Raw genomic sequence first — 24,207 nt, forward strand, 5'->3', positions numbered from 1 at the left:
TCACAGATGGCCTCAATCGCCGGCCGGGCTTGAGTTTGGCTGGGCTTGGACGGTGGCCTCAACTGTCGCTGCTGCTGGGGGTTCTGGGAGAGGATGGGCGGGGCTTCGGGCGCGACAGGGGAGGGTGTTTGCCGGCTTTCGACCTAATTGCGGCAATCTCGCAAGCTTGCAGAAATAGGCTGAGCTGCTAGGCAAAGCCGCAGGTCATCGAGTGCTCCCCGCGTGTGCGGGGGTGGTCCCCGCGATCTGCTGGGCCGTGCCGCCACGGTGATGTGCTCCCCGCGTATGCAGGGGCCCACGGAACCCAGGACTCCCACCCGCTCAGTGCCACCGCTGCGCGCACCAGACGCCCCCAGCCCAGCGCCTCCTCCCCTCAAAACGCCAAGATCGTGACCGTAGCCGCGTAGATCACCACCAACAGCGCCCCGTCGAAGCCCAGGCGGAACCAGCCGCGTTCCTGGCGGATGAGGAGGCCGCCCAGGACGACGGTGGTCATGACCAGGGCGGCGCTGGTGAGGAAGAGTTCGTCGTTGCCGGCGGCGTGGTAGAGGGAGCCGCCGCGGTAGGCGAAGTCGCCGACGGCCAGGTTGAGGACGTCGAGGGAGTTGCCGCCGATGATGGCGGCGAAGGCGAGGGTGATGGCGCCGCGGCGGACGGCGGCGATCGAGGTGACCGCTTCCGGGAGGCCGTTGATGACGCCCAGGATCACCGCGCCGACGAAGCCCGCGCGCAGGGTGGTCGCCGAGAGGATGCCTTCGGCGGCCTGGGTGACGGCCCACCCGGCGACGACCACGATCCCGGCGATGACCACGAACTCGGTCCACAGCCGGGGGGTGGACCGCTGGGCGAACGCCCCGTCGCTCTGCGGCACGTCCCAGACGGTCTCCCGGGTGCGTACCGCCCGCCACATCGGCTCGGTGTTCTCGTGGATCAGGTGCAGGCCGCCCAGGTAGAAGAGGATCAGCACGAACGAGGCCGGGTGCACCCCGGCCACCGTCACGTCCGGGCTGAAGGAGGCCATCAGCGCCAGCCCCAGCAGCCCGGTCAGCAGGCAGCCGAAGAGGAGGTTCTGGAGCGAGGCGGCGGCGTGCTCCAGATTGACCCGCCGGTAGAAGGCGTCGGCCGCGACCACCGCCAGCGTCTGCGCCGCGATCCCGCCGACCGCGTTGCTGTACGCCAGTTCCGGCTGGTCGTCGGCGGCGCTCACCGCCGTCATCACGATGCCGGAGAGCGAGGTCACCAACCCGAAGAGGACCGCGCCGAAGAGCGCCTCGCCCCAGCCCGTACGGTCGGCCAGTACGTCCCCGAGCCCCGCCAGCCGCACACTGCACGCCACCGTCAGGGCCCCGGCCAGGCACACCACGGCGACGCTCCAGCCCAGTGGCCACTGTCCGGCCAGCATGTCCGGCACCCTCGCCCCGTCCGGTGGTCGACGCCCGTTTCCTCACTGGGTGCCCGGTGCCGGGCGGGCGTCACACCGAAGGGGCGAGGGTTCACCGGTGCGGGCTAGGGGGCTGGCGCTACTCAGTCGCGCGGGACCGCCGAGCCGTCCTCGTCGACGACCTCGCGGTCGCCGAGGGGCTTGTCCAGGGTCACCTTCGCCGTGAGCTGCTTGGCCATCTTCACGCAGACCTTGCCGGGCTCCTGCGGCTCACTGGTGATCCGGACCGTGACGCTGCCGGACTTCTCCTCGGCCTCGGCCGTGTACTTCTCGCAGACCCCGCCCCAGAAACGGACGGTCAGCTCCTTGCCGTCGACGCGGTACGACTCGGCCTCGGAGAGCTTGCGGTCCTGGCCGGGGGAGGCGCCGGGGTCGGTGCCCGGCTTCTCGGGCGTGGCGGGCGGGGTCAGGTACTCAGGGTCGACGGCCGGGCGGGTCACCGTGTGCGAGCGGTCGTGGCCCTCGGGGCGTACCTCGAAGAGCCAGGACGGCACCAGCGCCTGGCGGCCGGAGACGAACTGGGCGGAGAGGCCGAAGACCGCGCCGCGCACCGCCACCGGCTCGCGCTCCGGCGCATCACCGCCCGGCGTGCACGGGTCCTTCGGGGGAGCGGAACCGTCGGCCGACTCGGCGCCGTCGAGCGGGGCCGCGCTGGCGCAGCCGCCGATGCCGACCTTGCCGTCGCCCTTCGAGGCGCCGTTGAGCTGGGCGAGCGCCTGCTTCGCGGTCAGCACCGGATAGGTGTCGCCCTTCACCGGCTCGGAGAGCTGTCCGCTGCCGCCGGCCAGCGAGCCGTCCGGGGCCACGCGTACGCCGGTGCTCCAGCCGTACGTCGGCAGGCCGTCCACCACAGGCTGGGCGTTGACCACCCGGACACCGCCCGAGACCTGGCCGGCGTCGAGCTTGGCGTCGTCCTGGCCGAGTGCCTTCAGCACGGGGGCGGCCGCGCTCTTCGCCGCCTTCTCGCCGACCGGGTCGTCCTCCTGGGCGCCGTCGGAGGAGCTGGCGCACATCTTGCCCTTGGGGCAGTCGTCGCCGTGCGGCACGGTGTGGCCCTGGTAGCTCCAGGTGCCGGGTGCCTGCTTGTTGACCCGCAGCAGCGGCCCCTGGCCGTCCTTGGCCGTGCCCACCAGCCAGCTGCCGCCCTCGGTGCGCGGCTCGCCCGAGACGCCGAGCGCCTTCGCCAGCTTCGCCACGTCCGTCTCGCGCGGCGCCTCGAACCGCTGGACCGCCGCCTCGCCCGGGCCCTCGGGCAGCTTCCCCTTCGCCTGGTAGACGCCGCCGCCCGGGTCCGGCTCACCGGGGGCCACGCCCCGGGTGTGGCCGTCCAGCTCCAGCGGGGGAGGGGCGTCGCCCGCGTCCGCGCCGGCCGGCTGCCCGCCGTCCTTGGCGTCGCCGGAGGCGGCCGCGGTCACCAGGTACGCTCCTCCGCCGCCCACGATCAGGACGGCTGCCGCCACCGAGGCAACGGCCATCGGGGAACGCCGCCTGGGCCGTTCCTGCTCCTGGTCGGATCGCTCGGTGCTCACCGCATCGCTCCTTCGCCTGGACTGTCCCGTACGGCCTGCCCCGGGGAGGGCCGGCCGTCACCGGTGTCCCCCTGTTGGGGACGCCGGTGGGACGGGGCGGAGACGAAGTCGGTTCCGGTGCGGCCGGAAGAGGGAGGTGGGAGCGGGTGCGGTCTAGTCGCCGTACTCCGACATGCCGTCGATCAGGCGTACCGAGGCGGGGGTCACGCGTACGCCGTGGATCGCGGAGAGGGGGACCGCGGTGCGGGGCGCGCCGTGCGGGGCGGGCCAGTCCTTGGACATGCGGGCGCAGTCGCCGCGCAGTACTTCGAAACCGTGGTCCAGCTCGAGGGGGCCGGCGTCCTTGACGCTCTGGTTCGACATATTTGCACCGTAGGCACGTCCTCCCCGGCGAGGAAAGCCCTACTATCGGGTAGTTTCGTCGATTCGCGCAGCCTTGGGCCCGGCAGGGACCAGCGGATAGCGTGAACCGACCGAACTCCGCGTCACCCGCCCGGGCGCCCGCCGCCCCCACCCTCCGCAGGGAGCAGACCCGCCGTGCGTATCGCTGTCACCGGCTCCATCGCCACCGACCACCTGATGACCTTCCCCGGCCGCTTCGCCGACCAGCTCGTCGCCGACCAGCTCCACACGGTCTCGCTCTCCTTCCTCGTCGACCAGCTCGACGTCCGGCGCGGCGGGGTCGCGGCCAACATCTGCTTCGGCATGGGCCAGCTCGGCACCGCGCCCGTCCTGGTCGGCGCGGCGGGAGCCGACTTCGACGAGTACCGGGCCTGGCTCGACCGGCACGGCGTCGACACCGGCTCGGTCCGCATCTCCGAGGTGCTGCACACCGCGCGCTTCGTCTGCACCACCGACGCCGACCACAACCAGATCGGCTCCTTCTACACCGGCGCCATGAGCGAGGCCCGCCTCATCGAGCTCCAGGCCGTCGCCGAGCGGGTCGGCGGCCTCGACCTCGTCCTCATCGGCGCCGACGACCCCGAGGCGATGCTCCGCCACACCGAGGAGTGCCGCAGCCGGAACATCCCGTTCGCCGCCGACTTCTCCCAGCAGATCGCGCGGATGGACGGCGCCGAGATCCGCACCCTCCTCGACGGCGCCACCTACCTCTTCTCCAACGAGTACGAGAAGGGCCTCATCGAGTCGAAGACCGGCTGGAGCGACGAGGAGATCCTCGGCCGCGTCGGCCACCGCGTCACCACCCTCGGCTCGCGCGGCGTACGCATCGAGCGCGCCGGCGAGGACCCGGTCGAGGTCGGCGTGCCCGAGGAGGAGACCAAGGCCGACCCGACCGGTGTCGGCGACGCCTTCCGCGCGGGCTTCCTCTCCGGCCTGTCCTGGGGCGTCTCCCTGGAGCGCGCCGCCCAGGTCGGCTGCATGCTCGCCACCCTGGTCATCGAGACCGTCGGCACCCAGGAGTACACCCTCGGCCGGGTCCCCTTCATGGACCGCTTCACCAAGGCGTACGGCCACGACGCCGCCGCCGAGGTCCAGGCCCACCTGGTCTGAGCCGCACCGGCCGGGCGGCGCCTCGCATCAGCCGCCGCCCGGCCCGGGCTCAGACCAGCCGCCGCACCTGGTAGGCGGTGCCCCGTACGGCAGGCTCCTCGCCGACGTACTCCTGCTCGCGCATCCTGCACCAGGCGGGGATGTCGAGCCGGGCCGCCTCGTCGTCGCTCAGCACCGTGACGGTGCCGCCCACCGGGACCCGGTCGATCACCTTGGCCAGCTCGATCACCGGAACCGGGCAGCGGCGTCCCAGCGCGTCCACCACCAGGGCCTCCTGGACGGCCGGGGGTTCGGCGCCGGGCGCCCCCAGCCGGGCCCGGACCGCGCGGACCGCCTCCGGGAGCACGGTGAGGAAGTGGTCCACGTCGGTGGCGGGCGTGCCGTGGGGCAGCGACACCCGGACGTTCCCCTCGCTCAGTACGCCCATCGCCCGCAGCACATGGCTGGGCGTCAGCGTCGAGGAGGTGCAGGACGAGCCCGAGGAGACGGCGAAGCCGGCCCGGTCCAGCTCGTGCAGGAGCGCCTCGCCGTCGACGTAGAGGCAGGAGAAGGTGACCAGGTGCGGCAGCCGGTGCACCGGGTCGCCGACCACCTCCATGTCGTCCACCAGCTCCGGCAGCCGCAGCCTGATCCGGTCCACCAGCTCCCGCAGCCGCACCCCCTCGGCCTCCGCCTCGGCGCGTACCGCCCGGAGCGAGGCCGCCGCCGCGACCACCGCCGGGAGGTTGCCGAAGCCGGGGGCGCGGCCCGACTCCCGCTCGTCCGCCGGGCCCCGCGGCGCGAACCGCGTCCCCTTGCGCACCGCCAGCAGTCCCACCCCGGGCGGGCCGCCCCACTTGTGGGCGCTGCCGGTCAGCAGGGACCACGGGCCCGGGACCGGACCCCAGGGGAGCGACTGGGCGGCGTCCACCAGCAGCGGGACCGTGGCCGCCCGGCACGCCTCGGCCACCTCCTCCACCGGCTGGGCGGTGCCCACCTCGTGGTTGGCCGACTGGAGGCAGGCCAGCGCGGTGTCGGCGCGCAGGGCGGCGGCGAACGCCTGGGCCGGGACGCGGCCGGTGCTCTCCACGCCGACCCGGTCGACCTCGCCGCCCTCGGCCTCGAAGGACTCGGCCGTGTGCAGGACCGAGGAGTGCTCGACCTCGGAGACGACCAGGTGGCGGCCGGTACGGCGGCGGCCCGCCAGAGCGCCGGCCATGCCCCAGTGGACGGCCTGCGTCCCCGAAGGAGTGAAAACCAGCTCGTCGGGGCGGCAGCCCACCGACTCGGCCGCGCTCTCCCGGGCGGCGTCCAGCAGGAGGCGGGCGCGGCGGCCCTCCCGGTAGAGGCGGGCCGGGTCGGCCCAGCCCTCGTCGAGGGAGGCCAGGAGGGCCTGGCGGGCCGTCGGATGCAGGGGGGCGGCCGACGCCGCGTCGAAGTAGGGCACGGCGTCACGCTAACCCCGGGGGCGGGGCTGCGCCCCGGGGAGGGGGCGTGGCTCGCCGGTTCTCACGTGGCCGTCCCGTGGGGCCGGGGTGGGGTGGCCTCAAGCGCCGGCCGGGCTTCGAATGCCGGGCCCGGCGTCCCCGCGCGCCGGCGGGGGATGCCGGACACGACGTCCTCGCGCGCCCGTGGGGGATGCCGGACACGACATCCTCGCGCGCCCGCGCCCGCGGGGAGTAAAGGAAGGGGGCGGAGGGCGTGGGCGGAAGGGGTGTCAGATGGGGGAAAGGCGCCGGGATTCCGGACGGATTCCACCCCTTCGGGGTGCGGCACGGCGCGTTGGGCACCCTCCCCGCGCGGCCCCAAATTGAGTCCAGTAGGGTTTGGTCCGCATAAACATCCAATCCCCTGCCCGCCGCAGGGCCGGCGACCGACCAGCGTGGAGGCCGCACCCGACCGCGCGGGCGAGACTCTCGGGAAGGCGCTACGTGAGTCCCAACGGCTCCGACCGCTCGTCGCGGCGCCCGATGCGGCGGAAGCTGCCGCAGGTGCTGACTGCGGGCCTGATCCTTGCAACCGCCACCGGTTGCACATACGAGGACTTCCCCCGTCTTGGTATGCCCACCCCGGTGACCGAAGAGGCACCGATCATCCTCTCCCTCTGGCAGGGCTCCTGGGCGGCTGCGCTCGTCACGGGTGTCCTGGTGTGGGCGTTGATCCTCTGGGCCTGCTTCGCCTACCGGCGGACGCGCACCAAGATCGAGGTACCCCCGCAGACCCGGTACAACATGCCGCTCGAGGCGCTGTACACCGTGGTTCCCGTCCTCATCGTGTCGGTGTTCTTCTTCTTCACCGCCCGCGACGAGTCGAAGCTGCTCGAGCTCTCCGACGAGCCCGCCCACACCATCAACGTGGTCGGCTTCCAGTGGAGCTGGGCCTTCAACTACGTCGAGGACGTGGACGGCGACACCGCCACCGGTGACGCGAAGAAGGACAAGGACCTCAGGGCGATCCCGGACCGCTTCAAGGACGCGTTCCCCGAGGGAGCCGAGGGCGTCCACGCCGTCGGTACCCCCGGCGAGCGCAACCCGCAGAACGGCAACCCGGGCCCGACCCTGTGGCTCCCCAAGGGCGAGAAGGTCCGCTTCGTGCTGACCTCGCGGGACGTCATCCACTCGTTCTGGGTGGTCCCGTTCCTGATGAAGCAGGACGTCATCCCCGGCCACACCAACTCCTTCGAGGTGACCCCCAACAAGGAGGGCACCTTCATGGGCAAGTGCGCCGAGCTCTGCGGCGTCGACCACTCCCGCATGCTCTTCAATGTCAAGGTCGTGTCTCCCGAGCGCTACCAGCAGCACCTTGAGGAGCTCCGGGAGAAGGGCCAGACCGGGTACGTCCCGGCCGGCATCGAGCAGACGGACCCGGCCAGGAACTCGGAGAAGAACCAACTGTGAGCATCCTCAACGAACCCCAGGGTGACGCCGCAGCTGACGACTCGTACGAGAACGAGCTGCCGGTTCGCCGCAAGCAGCCGGGCAATGTCGTCGTGAAGTGGCTGACCACCACCGATCACAAGACGATCGGCACGCTGTACCTGGTCACCTCGTTCATCTTCTTCTGCATCGGTGGCCTGATGGCCCTGGTGATGCGCGCCGAGCTGGCCAGGCCCGGCACGCAGATCATCTCGAACGAGCAGTTCAACCAGGCGTTCACGATGCACGGCACGATCATGCTGCTGATGTTCGCGACGCCCCTCTTCAACGGTTTCGCGAACTGGATCATGCCGCTCCAGATCGGTGCGCCCGACGTGGCGTTCCCGCGGCTGAACATGTTCGCCTACTGGCTCTACCTCTTCGGCTCGCTGATCGCGGTGGCCGGCTTCCTCACCCCGCAGGGTGCGGCCGACTTCGGCTGGTTCGCCTACTCCCCGCTGTCGGACGCCGTCCGCTCGCCGGGTGTCGGCGCCGACATGTGGATCATGGGTCTGGCGCTCTCGGGCTTCGGCACGATCCTCGGTTCGGTCAACTTCATCACCACGATCATCTGCATGCGCGCGCCCGGCATGACGATGTTCCGCATGCCGATCTTCACCTGGAACGTCCTGCTCACCGGTGTCCTGGTGCTGCTGGCCTTCCCCGTCCTCGCCGCCGCGCTGTTCGCCCTGGAGGCGGACCGCAAGTTCGGGGCACAGGTCTTCAGTCCGGAGAACGGCGGAGCACTGCTCTGGCAACACCTCTTCTGGTTCTTCGGGCATCCAGAGGTGTACATCATCGCCCTGCCGTTCTTCGGCATCGTCTCCGAGATCATCCCGGTGTTCTCGCGGAAGCCGATCTTCGGCTACATGGGTCTGGTCGGCGCCACCATCGCCATCGCCGGTCTCTCCGTGACGGTGTGGGCGCACCACATGTACGTCACCGGCGGCGTGCTGTTGCCGTTCTTCTCCTTCATGACCTTCCTGATCGCGGTACCGACCGGTGTGAAGTTCTTCAACTGGATCGGCACCATGTGGAAGGGCTCCTTGTCCTTCGAGAACCCGATGCTGTGGTCGGTCGGCTTCCTGGTCACCTTCCTCTTCGGTGGCCTGACCGGCGTCATCCTGGCCTCCCCGCCGCTGGACTTCCACGTCTCGGACTCGTACTTCGTCGTCGCGCACTTCCACTACGTCGTCTTCGGCACCGTGGTCTTCGCGATGTTCGCCGGATTCCACTTCTGGTGGCCGAAGTTCACCGGCAAGATGCTGGACGAGCGGCTCGGCAAGATCACCTTCTGGACGCTGTTCATCGGCTTCCACGGCACCTTCCTGGTCCAGCACTGGCTGGGCGCCGAGGGCATGCCCCGCCGGTACCCGGACTACCTGGCCGCCGACGGCTTCACCGCCCTGAACACGGTCTCGACGATCAGCTCGTTCCTGCTCGGCCTGTCGCTGCTGCCGTTCTTCTACAACGTCTGGAAGACCGCCAAGTACGGCAAGAAGATCGAGGTGGACGACCCGTGGGGCTACGGCCGTTCGCTGGAGTGGGCGACCTCCTGCCCGCCGCCGCGGCACAACTTCCTCACGCTGCCGCGCATCCGCTCGGAATCCCCGGCGTTCGACCTGCACCACCCTGAGATCGCCGCCATGGACCACCTTGAGGACCACGACCCGCAGCCCAAGGCCGTCGCGGGCACCAAGGAGGCAGGCAAGTGAAGATCCAGGGCAAGATGTTCATCTGGCTGAGCGCCTTCATCCTGCTCGTGGCCGTGGTCTACGGCCTCTGGTCGCGGGAGCCCGCCGGGACGACGGCACTCTTCCTCGCCTTCGGCCTCTCCATCATGGTCGGCTTCTACCTGGCGTTCACCGCCCGGCGGGTCGACGCGATGGCGCAGGACGACAAGGAGGCGGAGGTCGCGGACGAGGCCGGCGAAGTGGGCTTCTTCAGCCCGCACAGCTGGCAGCCGCTCTCCCTCGGCATCGGTGGTGCCCTCGCCTTCCTGGGCGTGGTCTTCGACTGGTGGCTGATGTACTTCTCCGCCCCGATGCTGCTCATCGGCCTCTGGGGCTGGATCTACGAGTACTACCGCGGCGAGAACCAGAACCAGTGACACCTCGCTGAACCCCGCCGCCCCGGCGGCCCGTCAGGCCCGGCACCTCCCGCGAGGAGGAGCCGGGCCTGACGGCGTTCCCGCACCCGAACGGCCCAACCCGCCGGGCCGGGCGCCGTATCCGTTCCTACGGTGTGGACATGAGCCACACTCCGCGAATCCGTACGGTTCTGAGCTGCACCGTGCTGGTGGTCGCCCTCGGGGCCGGGGCCACGGCATGCGGGAGCTCCGAGACCCACCCGCTCGCGGCCGCGCCGTACGACGCGGCCCAGGACGTCGCCATCAGCGCGGGCGGCCGCACCAAGGCCGACCCGGACAAGCCCCTCGAGGTCACCGCCACCGGCAAGGGCCGGCTGACCGACGTCGTCGCCGTCGACGCCTCCGGGCGCCGGGTCGCCGGCGAACTCTCGGCCGACGGCACCCGCTGGCGCACCACGGGCCCGCTCGCCGCCGCCGCCCGCTACACCGTCACCGCCTCCACCGAGAACGGCGACGGGGGCCCAGGACGGCGCACGATGACCTTCGACACCGCCGCGCAGGGCAAGGGCAAGGACAAGCGCCTCAAGGTCACCTTCGGCCCCGAGAAGGGCACCTACGGCGTCGGCCAGCCGATCGTCGCCGAGCTGAACGCCCCCGTCGAGGACCGCAAGGCCCGCGCGGTCGTCGAGAACTCCCTGAAGGTCACCTCGAAACCGGCCGTGGAGACCGGCGGCTGGTACTGGGTGGACAGCAAGACGCTGCACTACCGGCCCAAGGAGTACTGGCCCGCCAACGCCACCGTGACGGCCCGCAGCGAACTCGGCGGCGTCCGGGTCACCGACAAGGTCCGCGGGGCCGCCGGCAAGCCGCTGACGATCCGCACGGGCAGCAAGATAGAGGCCGTCGTCGACGCCTCGCGGCACGCCATGACGGTGTTCAAGGACGGCGAGGAGCTGACCACCCTCCCGGTCACCACCGGCAAGCCCGGCTTCGCCACCCGCAACGGCGTCAAGGTGGTGCTCGGCAAGGAGTACTTCGTCCGGATGCGCGGCACCTCGGTGGGCATCGCCGCGGGCAGCTCCGAGTCGTACGACCTGCCGGTGTACTACGCGACCCGGGTCACCTGGAGCGGCGAGTACGTGCACGCCGCGCCCTGGTCGGTGGGCTCGCACGGCTCGGCCAACGTCAGCCACGGCTGCGTCGGGATGAGCACGAAGAACGCCGCCTGGTTCTTCGAGACGGTCCGCGAGGGCGACCTGGTCCACGTCGTCAACAGCATCGGCGAGGACATGGACCCGTTCGGCAACGGCTTCGGCGACTGGAACGTCGACTGGGCGGACTGGAAGGCCGGCAGCGCCAACGCCCCCGAGGCGCCGCCCGGCAAGGCCCCCGGGCCCGCCGACCGCCTCAGTCCCCGGATCTGAGCGCGTGACGCGCCCGACACGCCGCGAGGGGCGGCCCGGGAGATCCGGGCCGCCCCTCGCGGCGGTCGTGCGGCTCCAGGAGCGAGGAAGATCACTCTTACGAGTGGCCCCGCGCCGGGAGTCAGGCCGTGACGGGCTTGCGCGGCCGCAGCAGGGCCGCCAGCGCCCCGGCGAACTCCACCGGCTCCACCGGCAGCGTCACGGCCGCGTCGGCGCGGCTCCAGGTGGCCAGCCAGGCGTCCTGCGGGCGGCCCATGAGCAGCAGCACCGGCGGGCACTGGAAGATCTCGTCCTTGAGCTGCCTGCACACGCCCATGCCCCCGATCGGGGCGGTCTCGCCGTCCAGCACGCAGGCGTCGATGCCGCCGTGCTCCAGTTCCTTGAGGACGGCCGGGAGGGTCGCGCACTCCACGAACCGCACCGGGGGGACGTCCGCCGCCGGCCTGCGGCCCGCCGCGAGCCGGACCTGCTCGCGGGTGGCGGAATTGTCGCTGTAGACCAGCACCGTGGCGGTCGCCTGCATGGTTCCTCCGTGACGTCGGTGTCTTCGGGCCCTGCGGTCTTGCCACCCCCGGCGGACCCGCCCCACGGGGCGTACGCGGCCGTGCCGGAGGCCGTGCGGCACCGGCCCGCCCCTGGGCCGCACCGGGGTCTCCCGGGGGCCGCCCGGCGGGCGGGGCCGATGCGCGGATGCTACTCCGTCCGACACCCCGTCAACACCGGTCCGACAGCCCCGGCGATGGGCCGTTCGAGCTGGACAGGGAGGGCTGACACTCCGAACGGCACCCCCCGGAGTGAGGGCGGGATAAGGGACCGACATAATGTCGGTCGTGGCGACAGCAACGACAGTAGAAACAGGGCACGCGCACCCGACGGTCAATCGGCCGAACCTCACCAGTGTGGGCACCATCATCTGGCTGAGTTCCGAGCTGATGTTCTTCGCGGCCCTCTTCGCGATGTACTTCACCCTGCGATCGGTGACCGGGCCGGATCACTGGAAGGAAATGGCGGACAGCCTGAACTTCCCGTTCTCGCTCACCAACACCTCCATCCTGGTGCTCTCCTCAGTCACCTGCCAGCTCGGCGTCTTCGCCGCCGAGCGCGGGGACGTGAAGAAGCTCCGGATGTGGTTCATCGTGACCTTCATCATGGGTGCGATCTTCATCGGCGGTCAGGTACTCGAGTACACCGAGCTGGTCAAGCACGAGGGGCTCACCATCTCCTCGGACCCGTACGGCTCCGTGTTCTACCTGACCACCGGCTTCCACGGACTGCACGTGCTGGGCGGTTTGTTCGCCTTCCTTGCCGTCCTCGGCCGCACCTACGCGGCCAGGAGGTTCACCCACGAACAGGCCACGTCCGCCATCGTCGTGTCCTACTACTGGCACTTCGTCGATGTCGTCTGGATCGGCCTCTTCGCCACGATCTACATGATCAAGTAATTAGGTCTCGTACTTCGTACGAAGTCCCACTGCCCAGAAGCATCGACGCAGAAGATCCTGACACCGGGGTAATCCGTGAAAAAGCTCTCCGCACGACGACGCCATCCGCTGGCGGCGTTCGTCGTCCTACTCCTCGCGCTGGCGGCCACCGGGGGGCTGTACACCGCGTTCGCACCCGCGGACAAGGCGCAGGCCGAAGAAACCGCCCAGTCCCTCGCCATCGAGGAGGGCAAGAAGCTCTACGCCGTGGGCTGCTCCAGCTGCCACGGCACCGGCGGTCAGGGCAGCTCTGACGGTCCGAGCCTGGTCGGCGTGGGATCGGCCGCGGTCGACTTCCAGGTCGGTACCGGCCGCATGCCGCTCCAGCAGCCCGGCGCCCAGGCACCGCGCAAGAAGGTGATCTACACCCAGGCCGAGATCGACCAGATGGCGGCCTACATCGCCTCGCTCGGTGCCGGCCCCACGACGCCGACCGCCAAGCAGTACAGCCCCGAGGGCGCCGACATCGCCAACGGCGGCACGCTGTTCCGCAACAACTGCGCGCAGTGCCACAACTTCACCGGCGAGGGCGGCGCGCTCACCAACGGCAAGTACGCGCCCGACCTCACGGACGTGAGCCCCAAGCACATCTACGAGGCCATGCAGACCGGCCCGCAGAACATGCCGTCCTTCCCGGACACGGTCCTGCCCGAGCAGGAGAAGAAGGACGTCGTCGCGTACCTCCAGACGGTCAACAGCGACAAGTCCGAGAACCCCGGTGGTCTGAAGCTGGGCGGTATCGGCCCGGTCGCCGAAGGACTCTTCGCGTGGATCTTCGGCCTCGGCACCCTGATCGCCGTGGCCATCTGGGTCGCCGCCCGGACCGCAAAGGCCAAGAAGTCATGAGCAGCCAAGAGAATTCTGAAGAGAACCTGCCGACGAAGCAGGACTCCGCGCACGGCGCGGTGGCCGTGGCGGACAACCCGTTCGCCGACCCCGGCCTGCCCCCCCACGAGGCACGGCAGCAGGACCTGGACGACCGGACCGCCAAGCGGTCCGAGCGGACCGTCGCCCTGCTCTTCACGGTGTCGATGCTGGCGACCATCGGGTTCATCGCGTGCTTCGTGATCTTCCCGATCGAGAAGATCGTCTACATCTGGCCCATCGGCAAGGTCAGCGCCCTCAACTTCTCGCTGGGCCTGACCCTCGCCGTGGCGCTCTTCTGCATCGGCGCGGGCGCCGTCCACTGGGCGCGCACCCTGATGTCGGACGTGGAGATCGCCGACGACCGGCACCCGATCTCGGCCGAGCCCGAGGTCAAGGCCAAGGTCCTGAACGACTTCAAGCAGGGCGCCGAGGACTCGGTCCTGGGCCGTCGCAAGCTCATCCGCAACACCATGTTCGGCGCGCTGGCCATGGTGCCGCTCTCCGGCATCGTCCTCCTGCGCGACCTCGGTCCGCTCCCCGAGGACAAGCTGCGTCACACCCTGTGGGGCAAGGGCAAGGCCCTGGTCAACATGAACACGGGTGAGCCGCTGCGTCCCGAGGACATCGCGGTCGGCTCGCTGACCTTCGCCAAGCCCGAGGGCCTGGAGGAGCACGACCACGGCTTCATGAACGAGATCGCCAAGGCCGCCCTGATGATCGTCCGGCTCCAGCCGGAGGACATCAAGGACAAGCGCGAGCTCGACTGGTCGCACGAGGGCATCGTGGCCTTCTCCAAGATCTGCACGCACGTCGGCTGCCCCATCAGCCTCTACGAGCAGCAGACGCACCACGCGCTCTGCCCGTGCCACCAGTCCACCTTCGACCTCTCCGACGGTGCCCGGGTGATCTTCGGCCCCGCCGGACATGCCCTGCCGCAGCTGCACATCGGCGTGAACGACGAGGGCTACCTTGAAGCCCTCGGCGACTTCGATGAGCCCGTCGGTCCTGCCTTCTGGGAGCGCGGATGAGTAACACGACCACAGCGCCTGCCGATGAGCAGCGGGGCAAGGCCCCCGCGGGCGAGCGGGTGGCGGACTGGGCAGACGGCCGGCTCGGGATCTACTCCCTCGCCAAGGCCAACCTGCGTAAGGTCTTCCCGGACCACTGGTCCTTCATGCTGGGCGAGATCTGCCTCTACAGCTTCATCATCATCATCCTCACGGGTGTGTACCTGACGCTGTTCTTCCACCCGTCGATGAACGAGGTGGAGTACCACGGCGTCTACGCGCCGATGCAGGGCGTGCTGATGTCCGAGGCGTACGCCTCGACGCTCGACATCAGCTTCGAGGTCCGCGGTGGTCTGCTCATCCGGCAGATCCACCACTGGGCCGCGCTGATCTTCCTCGCCGGCATGTTCGTGCACATGATGCGCGTCTTCTTCACGGGCGCCTTCCGCAAGCCGCGCGAGATCAACTGGCTGTTCGGCTTCCTGCTCTTCGTCCTCGGCATGTTCACCGGTTTCACCGGCTACTCGCTCCCGGACGACCTGCTGTCGGGCACCGGTGTCCGGTTCACCCAGGGCGCGATCCTGTCGGTGCCGATCGTCGGTACCTACATCTCGATGTTCCTGTTCGGCGGCGAGTTCCCCGGCACGGACTTCGTGGCCAGGTTCTACTCGATCCACATCCTGCTGCTGCCGGGCATCATGCTCGGCCTCGTGGTGGCCCACCTGATCCTGGTCTTCTACCACAAGCACACGCAGTTCCCCGGTCCCGGCCGGACCGAGAAGAACGTCGTGGGCATGCCGCTCATGCCGGTCTACATGGCGAAGGCCGGAGGCTTCTTCTTCCTGGTCTTCGGTGTCATCGCGGCGGTCGCCGCCATCGCGACGATCAACCCGATCTGGACGATCGGCCCCTACCGGCCGGACATGGTGGGTACCGGCGCCCAGCCGGACTGGTACATGGGCTTCGCCGAGGGCCTGGTCCGTGTGATGCCTGGCTGGGAGATCAACCTCTGGGGCCACACGCTGGTCCTGGGTGTCTTCATCCCGCTGGTGGTCTTCGGTCTGGTGCTGGGCGCGATGGCGGTCTATCCGTTCATCGAGTCCTGGATCACCGGTGACAAGCGCGAGCACCACCTGCTGGACCGCCCGCGCAACGCCCCGACGCGTACCGCGCTCGGCGTCGCCTGGATCACGATGTACATGATCACGCTGGTGGGTGGTGGAAACGACCTCTGGGCGACCCACTTCCACCTCTCGATCAACGCGATCACCTGGTTCGTGCGGATCGGCTTCTTCGCCGGACCGGTCATCGCCTTCATCGTGACCAAGCGGATCTGCCTGGGTCTCCAGCGGCGCGACGCCGAGAAGGTGCTGCACGGACGCGAGTCCGGCATCATCAAGCGGCTTCCGCACGGTGAGTTCATCGAGGTGCACGAGCCGCTCAGCCAGGAGCAGCTGCACACCCTCACCCAGCACGAGCAGTACAAGCCGGTCGAGATCGGCCCGACGGTCGACGAGAACGGTGTGGAGCGCAAGGTCAAGGGCGGCGAGAAGCTCCGGGCCAAGCTCTCCCAGGCGTACTTCGGTGAGGGGACCCAGATCCCCAAGCCGACCGCCGAGGAGTACAAGGAGATCCAGGAAGGCCACGGCCACCACTGATCTCCGCGCCACCCTGACCGACTGATCGCCACGCCGGGGCCCCGTCCATTCGCTGGACGGGGCCCCAGGCCGTTGCCGGGCTTGGTTAGGGTATGGACCATCCCGCAGTTCGAGACGAACCAGGAGCGACCATGAGCGCTGCGCAACCCGCTGGAGGCGACACCACGGCGGTCCGTTCCTGGCCCGAGGTGCTCAACGGCCTTCTGGACGGACGCGACCAGAGTGCCGAGGCCACCGCCTGGGCGATGGACCGCATCATGCGCGGTGAGGCCACCGACGCCCAGATCGCCGGCTTCGCGGTCGCGCTGCGGGCCAAAGGCGAGACGGTCGAGGAGATCAGCGGCCTGGTCCGGGGGATGTACGCGCACGCCCGCACCATCGAGGTGCCCGGCGAGAGCGTCGACATCGTGGGGACCGGCGGCGACGGCGCCCACACCGTCAACATCTCCACCATGTCCTCCATCGTGATCGCGGGGACGGGCGCCAAGGTCGTCAAGCACGGCAACCGGGCCGCCTCCTCGGCCTCGGGCGCCTCCGACGTGCTGGAGAAGCTGGGCGTCAATCTGGAGCTGGCGCCCGGCCGGGTCGCCGAGGTCGCGGAGGAGGCCGGGATCACCTTCTGCTTCGCGGTCCGCTTCCACCCGGCGCTGCGGCACGTCGCCCCGGCCCGCAAGGAACTGGGCATCCGCACCGTCTTCAACTTCCTCGGCCCGCTCACCAATCCGGCCCGGGTCCGCGCCCAGGCCACCGGGGTCGCCGACGCCCGGATGGCGCCGATCATCGCCGGCGTCCTCGCCGAGCGCGGCTCCTCGGCGCTGGTCTTCCGGGGCGACGACGGGCTCGACGAGCTGACCACGACCGCCACCTCCCGGGTCTGGCTGGTCGGCGGCGGCGAGGTGCGCGAGGAGACCTTCGACCCGCGCGACGTCGGCATCGAACTGGTGCCGGTGGAGGCGCTGCGCGGCGCCGATGCCTCGTACAACGCCGATGTGGCGCGCAGACTCCTGGCGGGCGAGAAGGGCCCCGTCCGCGACGCCGTCCTGCTCAACTCCGCCGCCGCCCTGGCGGCCCTGCGCCCCTCGGCCGCGCCGCTGACCGAACGCATCGCCGACGGGATGCGGCTGGCCGCCGAGTCGCTGGACTCCGGCCGCGCCCAGGCGGCCCTGGAGCGCTGGGTGGCCGCCTCCCACCGGTGAGCCCGCACCCCAAATCGCGGCCCTCGCGGGGCCGTTGAGTATCCGCACCCCGAGGCGCGGTCCGCATGGCGGACCGCGCCTTGCGCGTTCCGCCCGGTGTGGCAAGATGCTGGCAGGTCATGAGTGACAGCGACTACGGCCCCGGCCCGCTGTCCGGCAACCCTCCGTCCGTGGCGGGGTGCCCCGGGTGAAGACCAGGCCGCGGTCAGACCGTCCGCGGCAAGCGCGGACCCCTCGCGCCCCGTCGGGGCGAGTGTCCAGGGGTCCTGGTCCTTCGAGGGAGCGGTTCTCGTGAGCAAGCGAATGCGTTAGGGCCGGTCGGCCCGACACGGCGTCTCTCTACTCCTTCCTCCCCGCGGCCTTCGCCGTCCGGGCAGTGACGCCGTACCTCCCAGGGAACTCCCGGGTCCCGGGCCGCGGTTGCCCCCACCTCGCACACCCTTCTCCGTTCTCGCCGCCGGGCGCCGCCACACGCCCCGCCGCACACCGCTCCGGGAGTACCCATGACCGCCACCGCCGTTCACGCCGTCGCCGAACCGACGATTTGTGCCCCGCTGCCCGTTCTGGGCGCCGACGTGACCGTCCCGCTCGCCACCGGCGGGGAGCGCACCTACGCCGCCCTCGACTACGCCGCCAGCGCCCCCGCCCTCCAGCGGGTCTGGGACGACGTGGCCGCCTACGCCCCCTACTACGGCAGCGTCCACCGGGGCGCCGGGCACCTCTCCCAGCTCTCCACCGACCTCTTCGAGAAGAGCAGGGCCACCGTCGCCGCCTTCCTCGGCTGCCGCCCCGGCGACGAGCTCCTCTTCACCCGCTCCACCACCGACTCCCTCAACCTGCTGGCCGGCGCCCTCCCCGAGGGGTGCGAGGTCTTCGTCTTCGAGACCGAGCACCACGCCGCGCTGCTGCCCTGGCGCTCCTCCCGCCTCACCGTCCTCGACGCGCCCCGCAGCCACGAGGAGGCCGTCCGCACCCTGGAGCGGGCCCTCGCCGCCCGCGAGCCGTACGGCCCGGCACTGGTCTGCGTCACCGGCGCCTCCAACGTCACCGGGGAGATCTGGCCGGTCCGCGAACTGGCCGCCGCCGCCCACGCCCACGGCGCCCGCATCGTGCTGGACGCCGCCCAGCTCGCCCCGCACCGGCCCGTGTCGCTGGCCGAGCTGGACGTCGACTGGGTCGCCTTCTCCGGCCACAAGCTGTACGCGCCGTTCGGCTCCGGGGTGCTGGCCGGACGCGCCGACTGGCTGCGCTCCGCCGAGCCGTACCTCGCCGGGGGCGGGGCCAGCCGGACCGTCACCCGCGCCGAGGACGGCGGGGTGGAGGTCGTCTGGCACACCGGCGCGGCCCGGCACGAGGCCGGCTCGCCCAACGTCATCGGCGCCTACGCCGTCGCCGCCGCCTGCACCGCTCTCACCGAGGCCGGACCGGAGCACCTGGCCGCCCGCGAGGAGGCGCTGCTGGAGCGGCTGCTGACCGGCCTCGCCGCACTGCCCGGCATCCGCGTCCTCAGCCTCTTCGGCGCCGGCGCCGACCGGGTGGGCGTGGTCTCCTTCACCGCCGAGGGCTGGCACAGCTCGCACCTGGCCGCCGCCCTCTCCGCCGAGTACGGCATCGGCGTCCGCGACGGCCTCTTCTGCGCCCACCCGCTGGTGCGCACCCTGCTGGAGGCGGAGCGGACCGAGCCCGGCGAGTGCGGCGCGCCCCAGGAGACCGACGGACAGGCGCTCAGCGCGGTCCGGGTCAGCTTCGGCGCGGGGACGCCCGAGGAGCACGTCGAGCGGTTCCTCGGCGCCGTCCGCGAGCTGCTCACCGACGGCGCGCGCCTGGACTACCGCACCGTCGACGGTCGCTGGGTCCCGGCCGTCTGACCGACGGCGGCGGCGAGAGGAGCCGCGCACGCCGCGACCGGGCTGAGCCGCGCCCCGAGCAGGACCATCCGCAGGGCCCGCTCGGTGGCGCCGGTGAGGAACTCCGCGCCCCGGCCCAGCGCCTCCGCCAGCCCCACCGGCGCGGGCAGGATGCTGTGGTAGGCGTCCACGCCCGGCACCTGGCCGTGGCCCTCGCCGAGGGTCCCGGCCAGTGCCAGCACCGGGCGGCCGGAGAGCTTGGCGCGGCGCGCGACCTCGGCGGGCACCTTGCCGCGCGGGGTCTGCGCGTCGAGGGCGCCCTCGGCGGTCACCACCAGGTCGGCCCGGGCCAGCCGGGCGTCCAGGTCGAGCCGCCCGAGCAGCACCTCGAAGCGGGGCCGCAGTTCGGCGCCGAGGGCGGCGAGCCCCGCCCCGAGCCCGCCGGAGGCGCCCGTACCGGCGTCCAGCCGCAGGTCGGCGAGGCGGCAGCGGCCCGGTGCCACGTCCCGGGCCAGCACCGCCGCCCACCGCTCCAGACCGGCCGCCAGCTGCTCCACCCGCTCGGGCGAGGCCCCCTTCTGCGGACCGAAGACCCGCGCCACGCCGCGCTCCCCGCACAGCACGTTGTACGGGTTGCAGGCCACCTTGATCCCGGTGCGGGCCAGCCGGGGGTCGAGCCCGGCCGTGTCGATGCGTGCCAGGCGCGACAACTCCACGCCTCCCGGGCCCAGTTCGCGCCCGTCCGCGTCCAGGAGGCGGGCGCCCAGCGCCTGGAGCGCGCCCGCGCCCCCGTCGGACGTACCGGAGTCGCCGCAGCCGACCAGGACGCGGGTGGCGCCCGCGTCGAGGGCGGCGGTGATCAGTTCGCCGACGCCGCGGGTGGTGGTGCGGCCGGGGTCGCGGGCGGTGCGGGGAACCAGGGCGAGGCCCGCGACGGCGGCCATCTCCACCACCGCCGTGGAGTCGGGGAGCAGGGCGAGATGGGTCGGCACCGGGGCGCCGACGGGGCCGGTGGCGGTGTACGGCAGGAGCCGGCCGCCCGCCGCCTCGGCCAGGGCCTCGGCGGTGCCCTCGCCGCCGTCGACCAGCGGGATCAGGTCGACCTCGGCGTCGGGCACCACGCGGAGGATGCCGGCGGCGATGGCGCGGGCCGCGTCCGGCGCGGAGAGGGACTCCTTGAATCCGCTGGGGGCGACGGCGAATCGGGTCGGGTACTGCGGCACGGTGACTCCCGGGAATCGGGCGGACAGGACGGTGTGGGGGAGGGGCGCGCGGCCGTCAGGAGACGGGCACGCCGAGCAGCGGCCACACCGCGAGGGCGAAGGCCAGCACCAGCAGGGCGGTCAGCGGCGCGAGCACCGCCGAGAGCCGCAGCAGGTCGCGCGGGGTGTACGTGGGCGTGTCCGGTATCCCCGCGAAGAGCGTCACCGGCTTCGCGGAGGCGGGCAGGGTGTGGCAGAAGCCGGCGGCGGCGGTGGAGGCGAGGGCGGCGGTGACCGGGTTGACCCCGGCGCTCGCGGCGGCGGCCACCACCAGCGGCACCAGCACGCTGGACCGGGCCGAGCGGGACTGGAGGACCAGGTGGGCCGCCGTGCTGACCGCGGTCACCACGGCGAGGAAGACCCACGGCGGTACGTCCAGCGGCACCCCGCCCACCAGCCAGCGGGCCGCGCCCGAGTCGGCCAGCGCGATGCCCATCGCCATCGTCGCCGCCATGAAGAGCAGCAGCGACCAGGGCACGGTGCGCAGCGCGTCCTTCAGCCGGACCGTGCCCAGCGCCGGGGAGGCGGCGACCACCGCGCCGATCAGCGCCACCACCGCCGGGGGCACTTGGTGCAGGGGCTCGCTGCACCAGAGCACCACCACGGTGGAGAGCAGCAGGGCGCAGCGGGCCTCGGCGGGGGAGAGGGGCCCGGTCACCGGGGAGTCGCTGTGCTCCTGGATGTCGTCCGCGCCGATCCGTACCGGTCCCTCGCGGTCGGCGCGCCGGGTGGTGGTCAGCAGGACCGCCTCGGCGGCGAGGTGGGAGGAGGCGATGGCGAGGGGGAGGCCCAGCAGCAGCCACTCGGTGAAGCCGATCCGTTCCCCGGTGGCCTCCCAGAGCACCGAGACGGTGATGAGGTGGGCGCCGGCGCCGATCAGCGTGGCCACCGCCGACAGCAGGATGACGGTGGGGAAGAGCAGCGCCAGCATCACCACCACCCGGCGCCTCTCGCCCAGCACCTTGGCGAGCGCCAGGAAGACCGGCAGGGCGAGGGCGGCCCGGCCCGAGGTGGCCGGGACGGCGAAGGCGGTGACGACCAGCGCGGCGGTGGTCAGGTGGACCAGCTGGCGCACCGAGCGGGCGCCGCTCACCAGGAAGGCCGCCGCCCGGCCCGCGAGCCCGGTCCTGCCCACCGCGGCGGCCAGCACGAAGGCGCAGATCAGCAGCCAGACGGTGTCGTCCCCGAGGGTGCCGAAGAGGGCGTCGCTGCTGATCACGCCGGTCACGGTGAGGGCGAGCCCGGCGCCGAGCGCGACGTAGGTGTCGTCCACCGGGCCGGCGATCCAGGCGGCGGTGGCGAGGACGAAGACGCCGAGCGTCAGCCGCCCCTCCCCGGACAGGCCGGGGACCTGGCCGGGCACGAGGAGCAGGGCGCAGAGGCTCAGCGCCGCGCACCACAGCGCGGCCTGGCGGAGAGTCAGGGTCACCCGTTCACCCTGGGCGGCGGGGGTGAGCCGCCCATGAGCCCGTCATGAAGGACGTCTCATGCGGGCCCGGCCCCGATCACCCCTGCGGCAGCCGGTACCCCATCCCGCGCACCGTCTCGATCCGGTGCGCGCCGAGCTTGCGGCGCAGGGCGCGCACGTAGACGTCGACGATGTTGGAGCCCGGGTCGAAGTCGTACCCCCAGACCTGGGAGAGGATCTGCTCGCGGGAGAGGACCTGGCCGGGGTGGCGCAGGAAGAGTTCCAGCAGGACGAACTCGCGGGCCGTCAGGTCGACGGTCTCCTCGCCGGATCGGGCCCGCCGGGTGCGCAGGTCGAGGGTGACCTCGCCGCACCGCAGGACGGTCACCTCCGGCGCGCGGGCGGCGGTGCGCAGCCGCAGCCGCACCCGGGCCAGCAGCTCCTCGAACCGGAACGGCTTGGTCATCCAGTCGTCGGCCCCGCCCTCCAGACCGGCCACCGTGTCCCGTACGGAGTCCCGCGCGGTCAGCACGATCACCGGCGCCGTCACCCGGGCCTCGCGCAGGTCCCGCAGGACGGTGAAGCCGTCCCGGCCCGGCAGCCCGATGTCCAGCAGGACCAGGTCGAAGCCGCCGGTGAGGGCGTAGTCGTGGGCGCTCTCCCCGTCGGCGGCGACCGTGGTGGTGAAGCCGTTGGCCCGCAGCCCCTTCTCGATGAAGGAGGCGATGCGCTCCTCGTCCTCGACGATGAGTATCCGGTTCACGGCGTGGTGGCCCTTTCCAGTACGAGGACGAAGGTGGCGCCGCCCGACTCCGGCGAGCGCAGCTCGACCCGGCCGCCGGGATGGCCCTCGGCGATGGCCCGGACGATGGCGAGGCCGAGCCCGGCCCCGCTGCCCCGGGCGCCGCGCCGGGCGGTGCCGCGCCGGAACCGTTCGAAGATGACCTCGGCGTCCTGCGGCTGGACGCCGGGCCCGGTGTCGGCGACGTACAGCTCCGTGGTGGAGTCGGCGAGGGTGCGGGAGCCGACGGTGATCCGGGCGCCCTGCACGGTGTGCTGCACGGCGTTCTGGGCGAGCTGGACCATGGCCTGGGTGACGCGCTGCTCGTCGAGGTGGACGAGGTCGTCGTCGGGGCGGTCCGGGCGCAGGTCGGTGTGGCCGTCGAGGACCCAGTCCCGCTCGCCCAGGGTGCGGGCCTTGACGTAGACGTCGGCGGTGAGTTCGGCGAGGCGGACGGGGCCGGGGGTGACGAAGTCGGGGCGTTCGGACTTGGCGAGGAGCAGCAGGTCCTCCACGATGCGGCTCATCCGGTCGAGTTCGTCGGTGACCAGCCGGACCGTCTCCTCACGCTCGGCCGGGTCGTCGCCCATCAGCTCCAGGTGGCCCCGGACGATGGTGATGGGGGTACGCAGCTCGTGCCCGGCGTCGTCGACGAACTGGCGCTGCGCGGCGAAGGCCCGCTCCAGCCGGTCCAGCATGGCGTTGAAGGTGCCCGCCAGCGCCGCGATGTCGTCGTGGCCGCGGACCGGGATGCGGCGGGTCAGGTCCTGCTCGGTGAGCTGGGCCGCGGTGGTGGTGACCAGCCGGACCGGGGCCAGGATGCGTCCGGCGACGGCCCAGCCGATGCCACAGGTCAGCAGCAGGGCGACGGCCGAGATGGCGAGCAGGATCTGGAAGACGGTGTCCGCCTCCTCCCGCTCCCGCTCGGGATGGAAGGCGACCACGAAGGCCGCCTCCGGGGAGCCGCCGCCGGGGACCACCCGCACCTTGGCCCAGCGGATCTCGCCCTCGGGCCGGTCCAGCGTGCCGGAGCGGTGCGGGGAGGCGAGGACGGCGGCCCGCGCGTCGGCGTCCCGGTGCAGCGGCAGCCGGACGGGTATCTCGCGGCCCTGGGTGAGCTGGGCCGGGCCCCGGCCGCCGGTGCGGCCGACCAGGCCGATCAACTCCTCGCCCGGGTCGGCGTACTGGCGTTCCAGGAAGACCCGCAGGAGCCGTTCCGGGTCGCGGAAGCGGGTGCCGGTGGAGGGGTCCACGCCGCGTTCGAAGAAGGCGGTGAACTCGCCCGTCTCCTGGGCGAGGAGGCGCTCCACCCGGTGGTCGACGTCCCGCAGCAGGATGGACCGGGTCGTCGCGGCCACCGCCGCCAGGGCGACGGCCATGACGACCAGCAGCCAGAGCAGGATGCGGACCCGGGCGGATATCCGGTGCGGGACGGAGTCAGCCGTCGTCACCGTCGCGGTCGTCCCGGTCGTCGTCGCGGTCGGGTCCGATGTCGTCCCGGTCGTCGTCCCCGTCGTCGCCCGAGCCGCTCGGGGAGGGGGAGCCGGAGGGCCGGGCGGAGGGGGCGCCGCCGTCATCGCGGCCGTCCTCGGCGGAGGGGGAGGGGCCGCCGCTCTCCGGCGTGCCCGAGGGGCCGGAGGAGGGCGAGCCGCTCTCCATCTCCACCCGGGCCGGCGGCGCGGGCGGGTCGGGGCTGTCGGTGAGCGCGAAGCTGGTCGCCGCGATGGCCAGCGGTATCGCGACGACGGCGGCGAGGGTCGCCACCCGGTGGGAGAAGGCCATGCCCGCAGCCTGCCGGGGCCACCCGTCGC

Annotated in this window: 21 protein-coding genes and 1 riboswitch; of the genes, 11 read left to right on the top strand and 10 right to left on the bottom strand. The window is 71.9% G+C overall.

Going from position 1 to position 24,207, the window contains the following annotated elements; all coding sequences use genetic code 11:
- Positions 1-373: 373 nt before the first annotated feature.
- The 3 genes from IF45_RS0109550 to IF45_RS0109560 form a co-directional block, all read right to left on the bottom strand.
- A complete protein-coding gene (locus tag IF45_RS0109550; protein WP_030306792.1) occupies positions 374-1,402 on the bottom strand; it encodes a sodium:calcium antiporter in 1,029 nt (342 codons plus the stop codon).
- A 122-nt stretch (positions 1,403-1,524) separates the two neighbouring features.
- Positions 1,525-2,970 carry a hypothetical protein gene (locus tag IF45_RS0109555; protein WP_030306794.1) on the bottom strand — a complete coding sequence of 482 codons (1,446 nt, stop codon included), beginning with the start codon at positions 2,968-2,970 and terminating at the stop codon, positions 1,525-1,527.
- Between the two features lie 153 nt (positions 2,971-3,123).
- Positions 3,124-3,333: a hypothetical protein gene (locus IF45_RS0109560; RefSeq protein ID WP_003947656.1), complete on the bottom strand. Its 210-nt coding sequence runs from the start codon at positions 3,331-3,333 to the stop codon at positions 3,124-3,126.
- Positions 3,334-3,507: 174 nt separating this feature from the next.
- Here IF45_RS0109560 and IF45_RS0109565 point away from each other — a divergent pair, with 174 nt between their 5' ends.
- Entirely contained in the window at positions 3,508-4,482 is a 975-nt protein-coding gene (locus IF45_RS0109565; protein ID WP_003947655.1) for a carbohydrate kinase family protein, read from the top strand.
- A gap of 49 nt (positions 4,483-4,531) precedes the next feature.
- Here the strand turns inward: IF45_RS0109565 and IF45_RS0109570 are convergent, their stop codons facing one another.
- Positions 4,532-5,908 carry a cysteine desulfurase/sulfurtransferase TusA family protein gene (locus IF45_RS0109570; protein WP_015508013.1) on the bottom strand — a complete coding sequence of 459 codons (1,377 nt, stop codon included), beginning with the start codon at positions 5,906-5,908 and terminating at the stop codon, positions 4,532-4,534.
- Between the two features lie 484 nt (positions 5,909-6,392).
- Between IF45_RS0109570 and ctaC the strand changes: the two genes are divergently transcribed.
- From ctaC to IF45_RS0109590, 4 genes are all read left to right on the top strand, one after another.
- Positions 6,393-7,358 carry an aa3-type cytochrome oxidase subunit II gene (ctaC, locus tag IF45_RS0109575; RefSeq protein WP_078842857.1) on the top strand — a complete coding sequence of 322 codons (966 nt, stop codon included), beginning with the start codon at positions 6,393-6,395 and terminating at the stop codon, positions 7,356-7,358.
- A complete protein-coding gene (gene ctaD / locus IF45_RS0109580) occupies positions 7,355-9,091 on the top strand; it encodes an aa3-type cytochrome oxidase subunit I (RefSeq protein ID WP_003947652.1) in 1,737 nt (578 codons plus the stop codon). The genes ctaC and ctaD overlap by 4 nt, the downstream gene beginning before the upstream one ends.
- Positions 9,088-9,486: a cytochrome c oxidase subunit 4 gene (locus IF45_RS0109585; protein ID WP_003947651.1), complete on the top strand. Its 399-nt coding sequence runs from the start codon at positions 9,088-9,090 to the stop codon at positions 9,484-9,486. Before ctaD ends, IF45_RS0109585 begins: the two co-directional genes overlap by 4 nt.
- 140 nt (positions 9,487-9,626) lie before the next feature.
- Positions 9,627-10,889 (top strand): L,D-transpeptidase, encoded by a 1,263-nt coding sequence (locus tag IF45_RS0109590; protein ID WP_015508014.1) that lies wholly within the window; start codon positions 9,627-9,629, stop codon positions 10,887-10,889.
- 121 nt (positions 10,890-11,010) lie between these two features.
- On the opposite strand, the gene IF45_RS0109595 is transcribed toward IF45_RS0109590, so the two are convergent.
- The gene (locus IF45_RS0109595) at positions 11,011-11,412 is read right to left on the bottom strand and encodes a response regulator transcription factor (protein ID WP_003947649.1); all 402 of its coding nucleotides are present in this window, start codon (positions 11,410-11,412) and stop codon (positions 11,011-11,013) included.
- Between the two features lie 298 nt (positions 11,413-11,710).
- Here IF45_RS0109595 and ctaE point away from each other — a divergent pair, with 298 nt between their 5' ends.
- The 6 genes from ctaE to IF45_RS0109625 all read left to right on the top strand — a co-directional run bounded on the left by ctaE (position 11,711) and on the right by IF45_RS0109625 (position 18,966).
- Positions 11,711-12,331 carry an aa3-type cytochrome oxidase subunit III gene (ctaE, locus tag IF45_RS0109600; RefSeq protein WP_003947648.1) on the top strand — a complete coding sequence of 207 codons (621 nt, stop codon included), beginning with the start codon at positions 11,711-11,713 and terminating at the stop codon, positions 12,329-12,331.
- Positions 12,332-12,406: 75 nt separating this feature from the next.
- Positions 12,407-13,216, top strand: coding sequence for a cytochrome bc1 complex diheme cytochrome c subunit (gene qcrC / locus IF45_RS0109605; protein ID WP_003947647.1), 810 nt, complete (start codon positions 12,407-12,409; stop codon positions 13,214-13,216).
- Positions 13,213-14,265: a cytochrome bc1 complex Rieske iron-sulfur subunit gene (qcrA, locus tag IF45_RS0109610; RefSeq protein ID WP_003947646.1), complete on the top strand. Its 1,053-nt coding sequence runs from the start codon at positions 13,213-13,215 to the stop codon at positions 14,263-14,265. Before qcrC ends, qcrA begins: the two co-directional genes overlap by 4 nt.
- Positions 14,262-15,902 (top strand): cytochrome bc1 complex cytochrome b subunit, encoded by a 1,641-nt coding sequence (gene qcrB / locus IF45_RS0109615; RefSeq protein ID WP_003947645.1) that lies wholly within the window; start codon positions 14,262-14,264, stop codon positions 15,900-15,902. The genes qcrA and qcrB overlap by 4 nt, the downstream gene beginning before the upstream one ends.
- 131 nt (positions 15,903-16,033) lie before the next feature.
- Positions 16,034-17,098, top strand: a complete 1,065-nt coding sequence (gene trpD, locus IF45_RS0109620; protein ID WP_003947644.1) for an anthranilate phosphoribosyltransferase — start codon at positions 16,034-16,036, stop codon at positions 17,096-17,098.
- 115 nt (positions 17,099-17,213) lie between these two features.
- Positions 17,214-17,330, top strand: a riboswitch (SAM riboswitch).
- A 271-nt stretch (positions 17,331-17,601) separates the two neighbouring features.
- The gene (locus tag IF45_RS0109625; protein WP_030306799.1) at positions 17,602-18,966 is read left to right on the top strand and encodes an aminotransferase class V-fold PLP-dependent enzyme; all 1,365 of its coding nucleotides are present in this window, start codon (positions 17,602-17,604) and stop codon (positions 18,964-18,966) included.
- Here IF45_RS0109625 and IF45_RS0109630 read toward each other — a convergent pair.
- From IF45_RS0109630 to IF45_RS0109650, 5 genes are all read right to left on the bottom strand, one after another.
- Positions 18,927-20,168 (bottom strand): glycerate kinase family protein, encoded by a 1,242-nt coding sequence (locus IF45_RS0109630; protein WP_030306801.1) that lies wholly within the window; start codon positions 20,166-20,168, stop codon positions 18,927-18,929. The two genes, IF45_RS0109625 and IF45_RS0109630, sit on opposite strands and share 40 nt — an antisense overlap.
- Before the next feature lie 55 nt (positions 20,169-20,223).
- Positions 20,224-21,636: an SLC13 family permease gene (locus IF45_RS0109635; protein ID WP_030306803.1), complete on the bottom strand. Its 1,413-nt coding sequence runs from the start codon at positions 21,634-21,636 to the stop codon at positions 20,224-20,226.
- A gap of 76 nt (positions 21,637-21,712) precedes the next feature.
- A complete protein-coding gene (locus tag IF45_RS0109640) occupies positions 21,713-22,378 on the bottom strand; it encodes a response regulator transcription factor (RefSeq protein ID WP_003947639.1) in 666 nt (221 codons plus the stop codon).
- Positions 22,375-23,847 carry a sensor histidine kinase gene (locus tag IF45_RS0109645; protein WP_030306805.1) on the bottom strand — a complete coding sequence of 491 codons (1,473 nt, stop codon included), beginning with the start codon at positions 23,845-23,847 and terminating at the stop codon, positions 22,375-22,377. The genes IF45_RS0109640 and IF45_RS0109645 overlap by 4 nt, the downstream gene beginning before the upstream one ends.
- Positions 23,834-24,178 (bottom strand): hypothetical protein, encoded by a 345-nt coding sequence (locus IF45_RS0109650; protein ID WP_030306807.1) that lies wholly within the window; start codon positions 24,176-24,178, stop codon positions 23,834-23,836. Before IF45_RS0109650 ends, IF45_RS0109645 begins: the two co-directional genes overlap by 14 nt.
- Positions 24,179-24,207 lie beyond the last annotated feature (29 nt).

It is taken from the genome of Streptomyces albidoflavus, assembly GCF_000719955.1.
Lineage (GTDB): Bacteria > Actinomycetota > Actinomycetes > Streptomycetales > Streptomycetaceae > Streptomyces > Streptomyces albidoflavus.

Excerpts from the sequence above, each read along its gene's own strand:
- IF45_RS0109625 (WP_030306799.1), top strand. The coding sequence starts at position 17,602 with ATGACCGCCACCGCCGTTCACGCCGTCGCCGAACCGACGATTTGTGCC.
- qcrB (WP_003947645.1), top strand. The coding sequence starts at position 14,262 with ATGAGTAACACGACCACAGCGCCTGCCGATGAGCAGCGGGGCAAGGCC.
- IF45_RS0109595 (WP_003947649.1), bottom strand. The coding sequence starts at position 11,412 with ATGCAGGCGACCGCCACGGTGCTGGTCTACAGCGACAATTCCGCCACC.
- IF45_RS0109590 (WP_015508014.1), top strand. The coding sequence starts at position 9,627 with ATGAGCCACACTCCGCGAATCCGTACGGTTCTGAGCTGCACCGTGCTG.
- qcrA (WP_003947646.1), top strand. The coding sequence starts at position 13,213 with ATGAGCAGCCAAGAGAATTCTGAAGAGAACCTGCCGACGAAGCAGGAC.
- ctaE (WP_003947648.1), top strand. The coding sequence starts at position 11,711 with ATGTCGGTCGTGGCGACAGCAACGACAGTAGAAACAGGGCACGCGCAC.
- trpD (WP_003947644.1), top strand. The coding sequence starts at position 16,034 with ATGAGCGCTGCGCAACCCGCTGGAGGCGACACCACGGCGGTCCGTTCC.
- IF45_RS0109560 (WP_003947656.1), bottom strand. The coding sequence starts at position 3,333 with ATGTCGAACCAGAGCGTCAAGGACGCCGGCCCCCTCGAGCTGGACCAC.
- IF45_RS0109550 (WP_030306792.1), bottom strand. The coding sequence starts at position 1,402 with ATGCTGGCCGGACAGTGGCCACTGGGCTGGAGCGTCGCCGTGGTGTGC.
- IF45_RS0109650 (WP_030306807.1), bottom strand. The coding sequence starts at position 24,178 with ATGGCCTTCTCCCACCGGGTGGCGACCCTCGCCGCCGTCGTCGCGATA.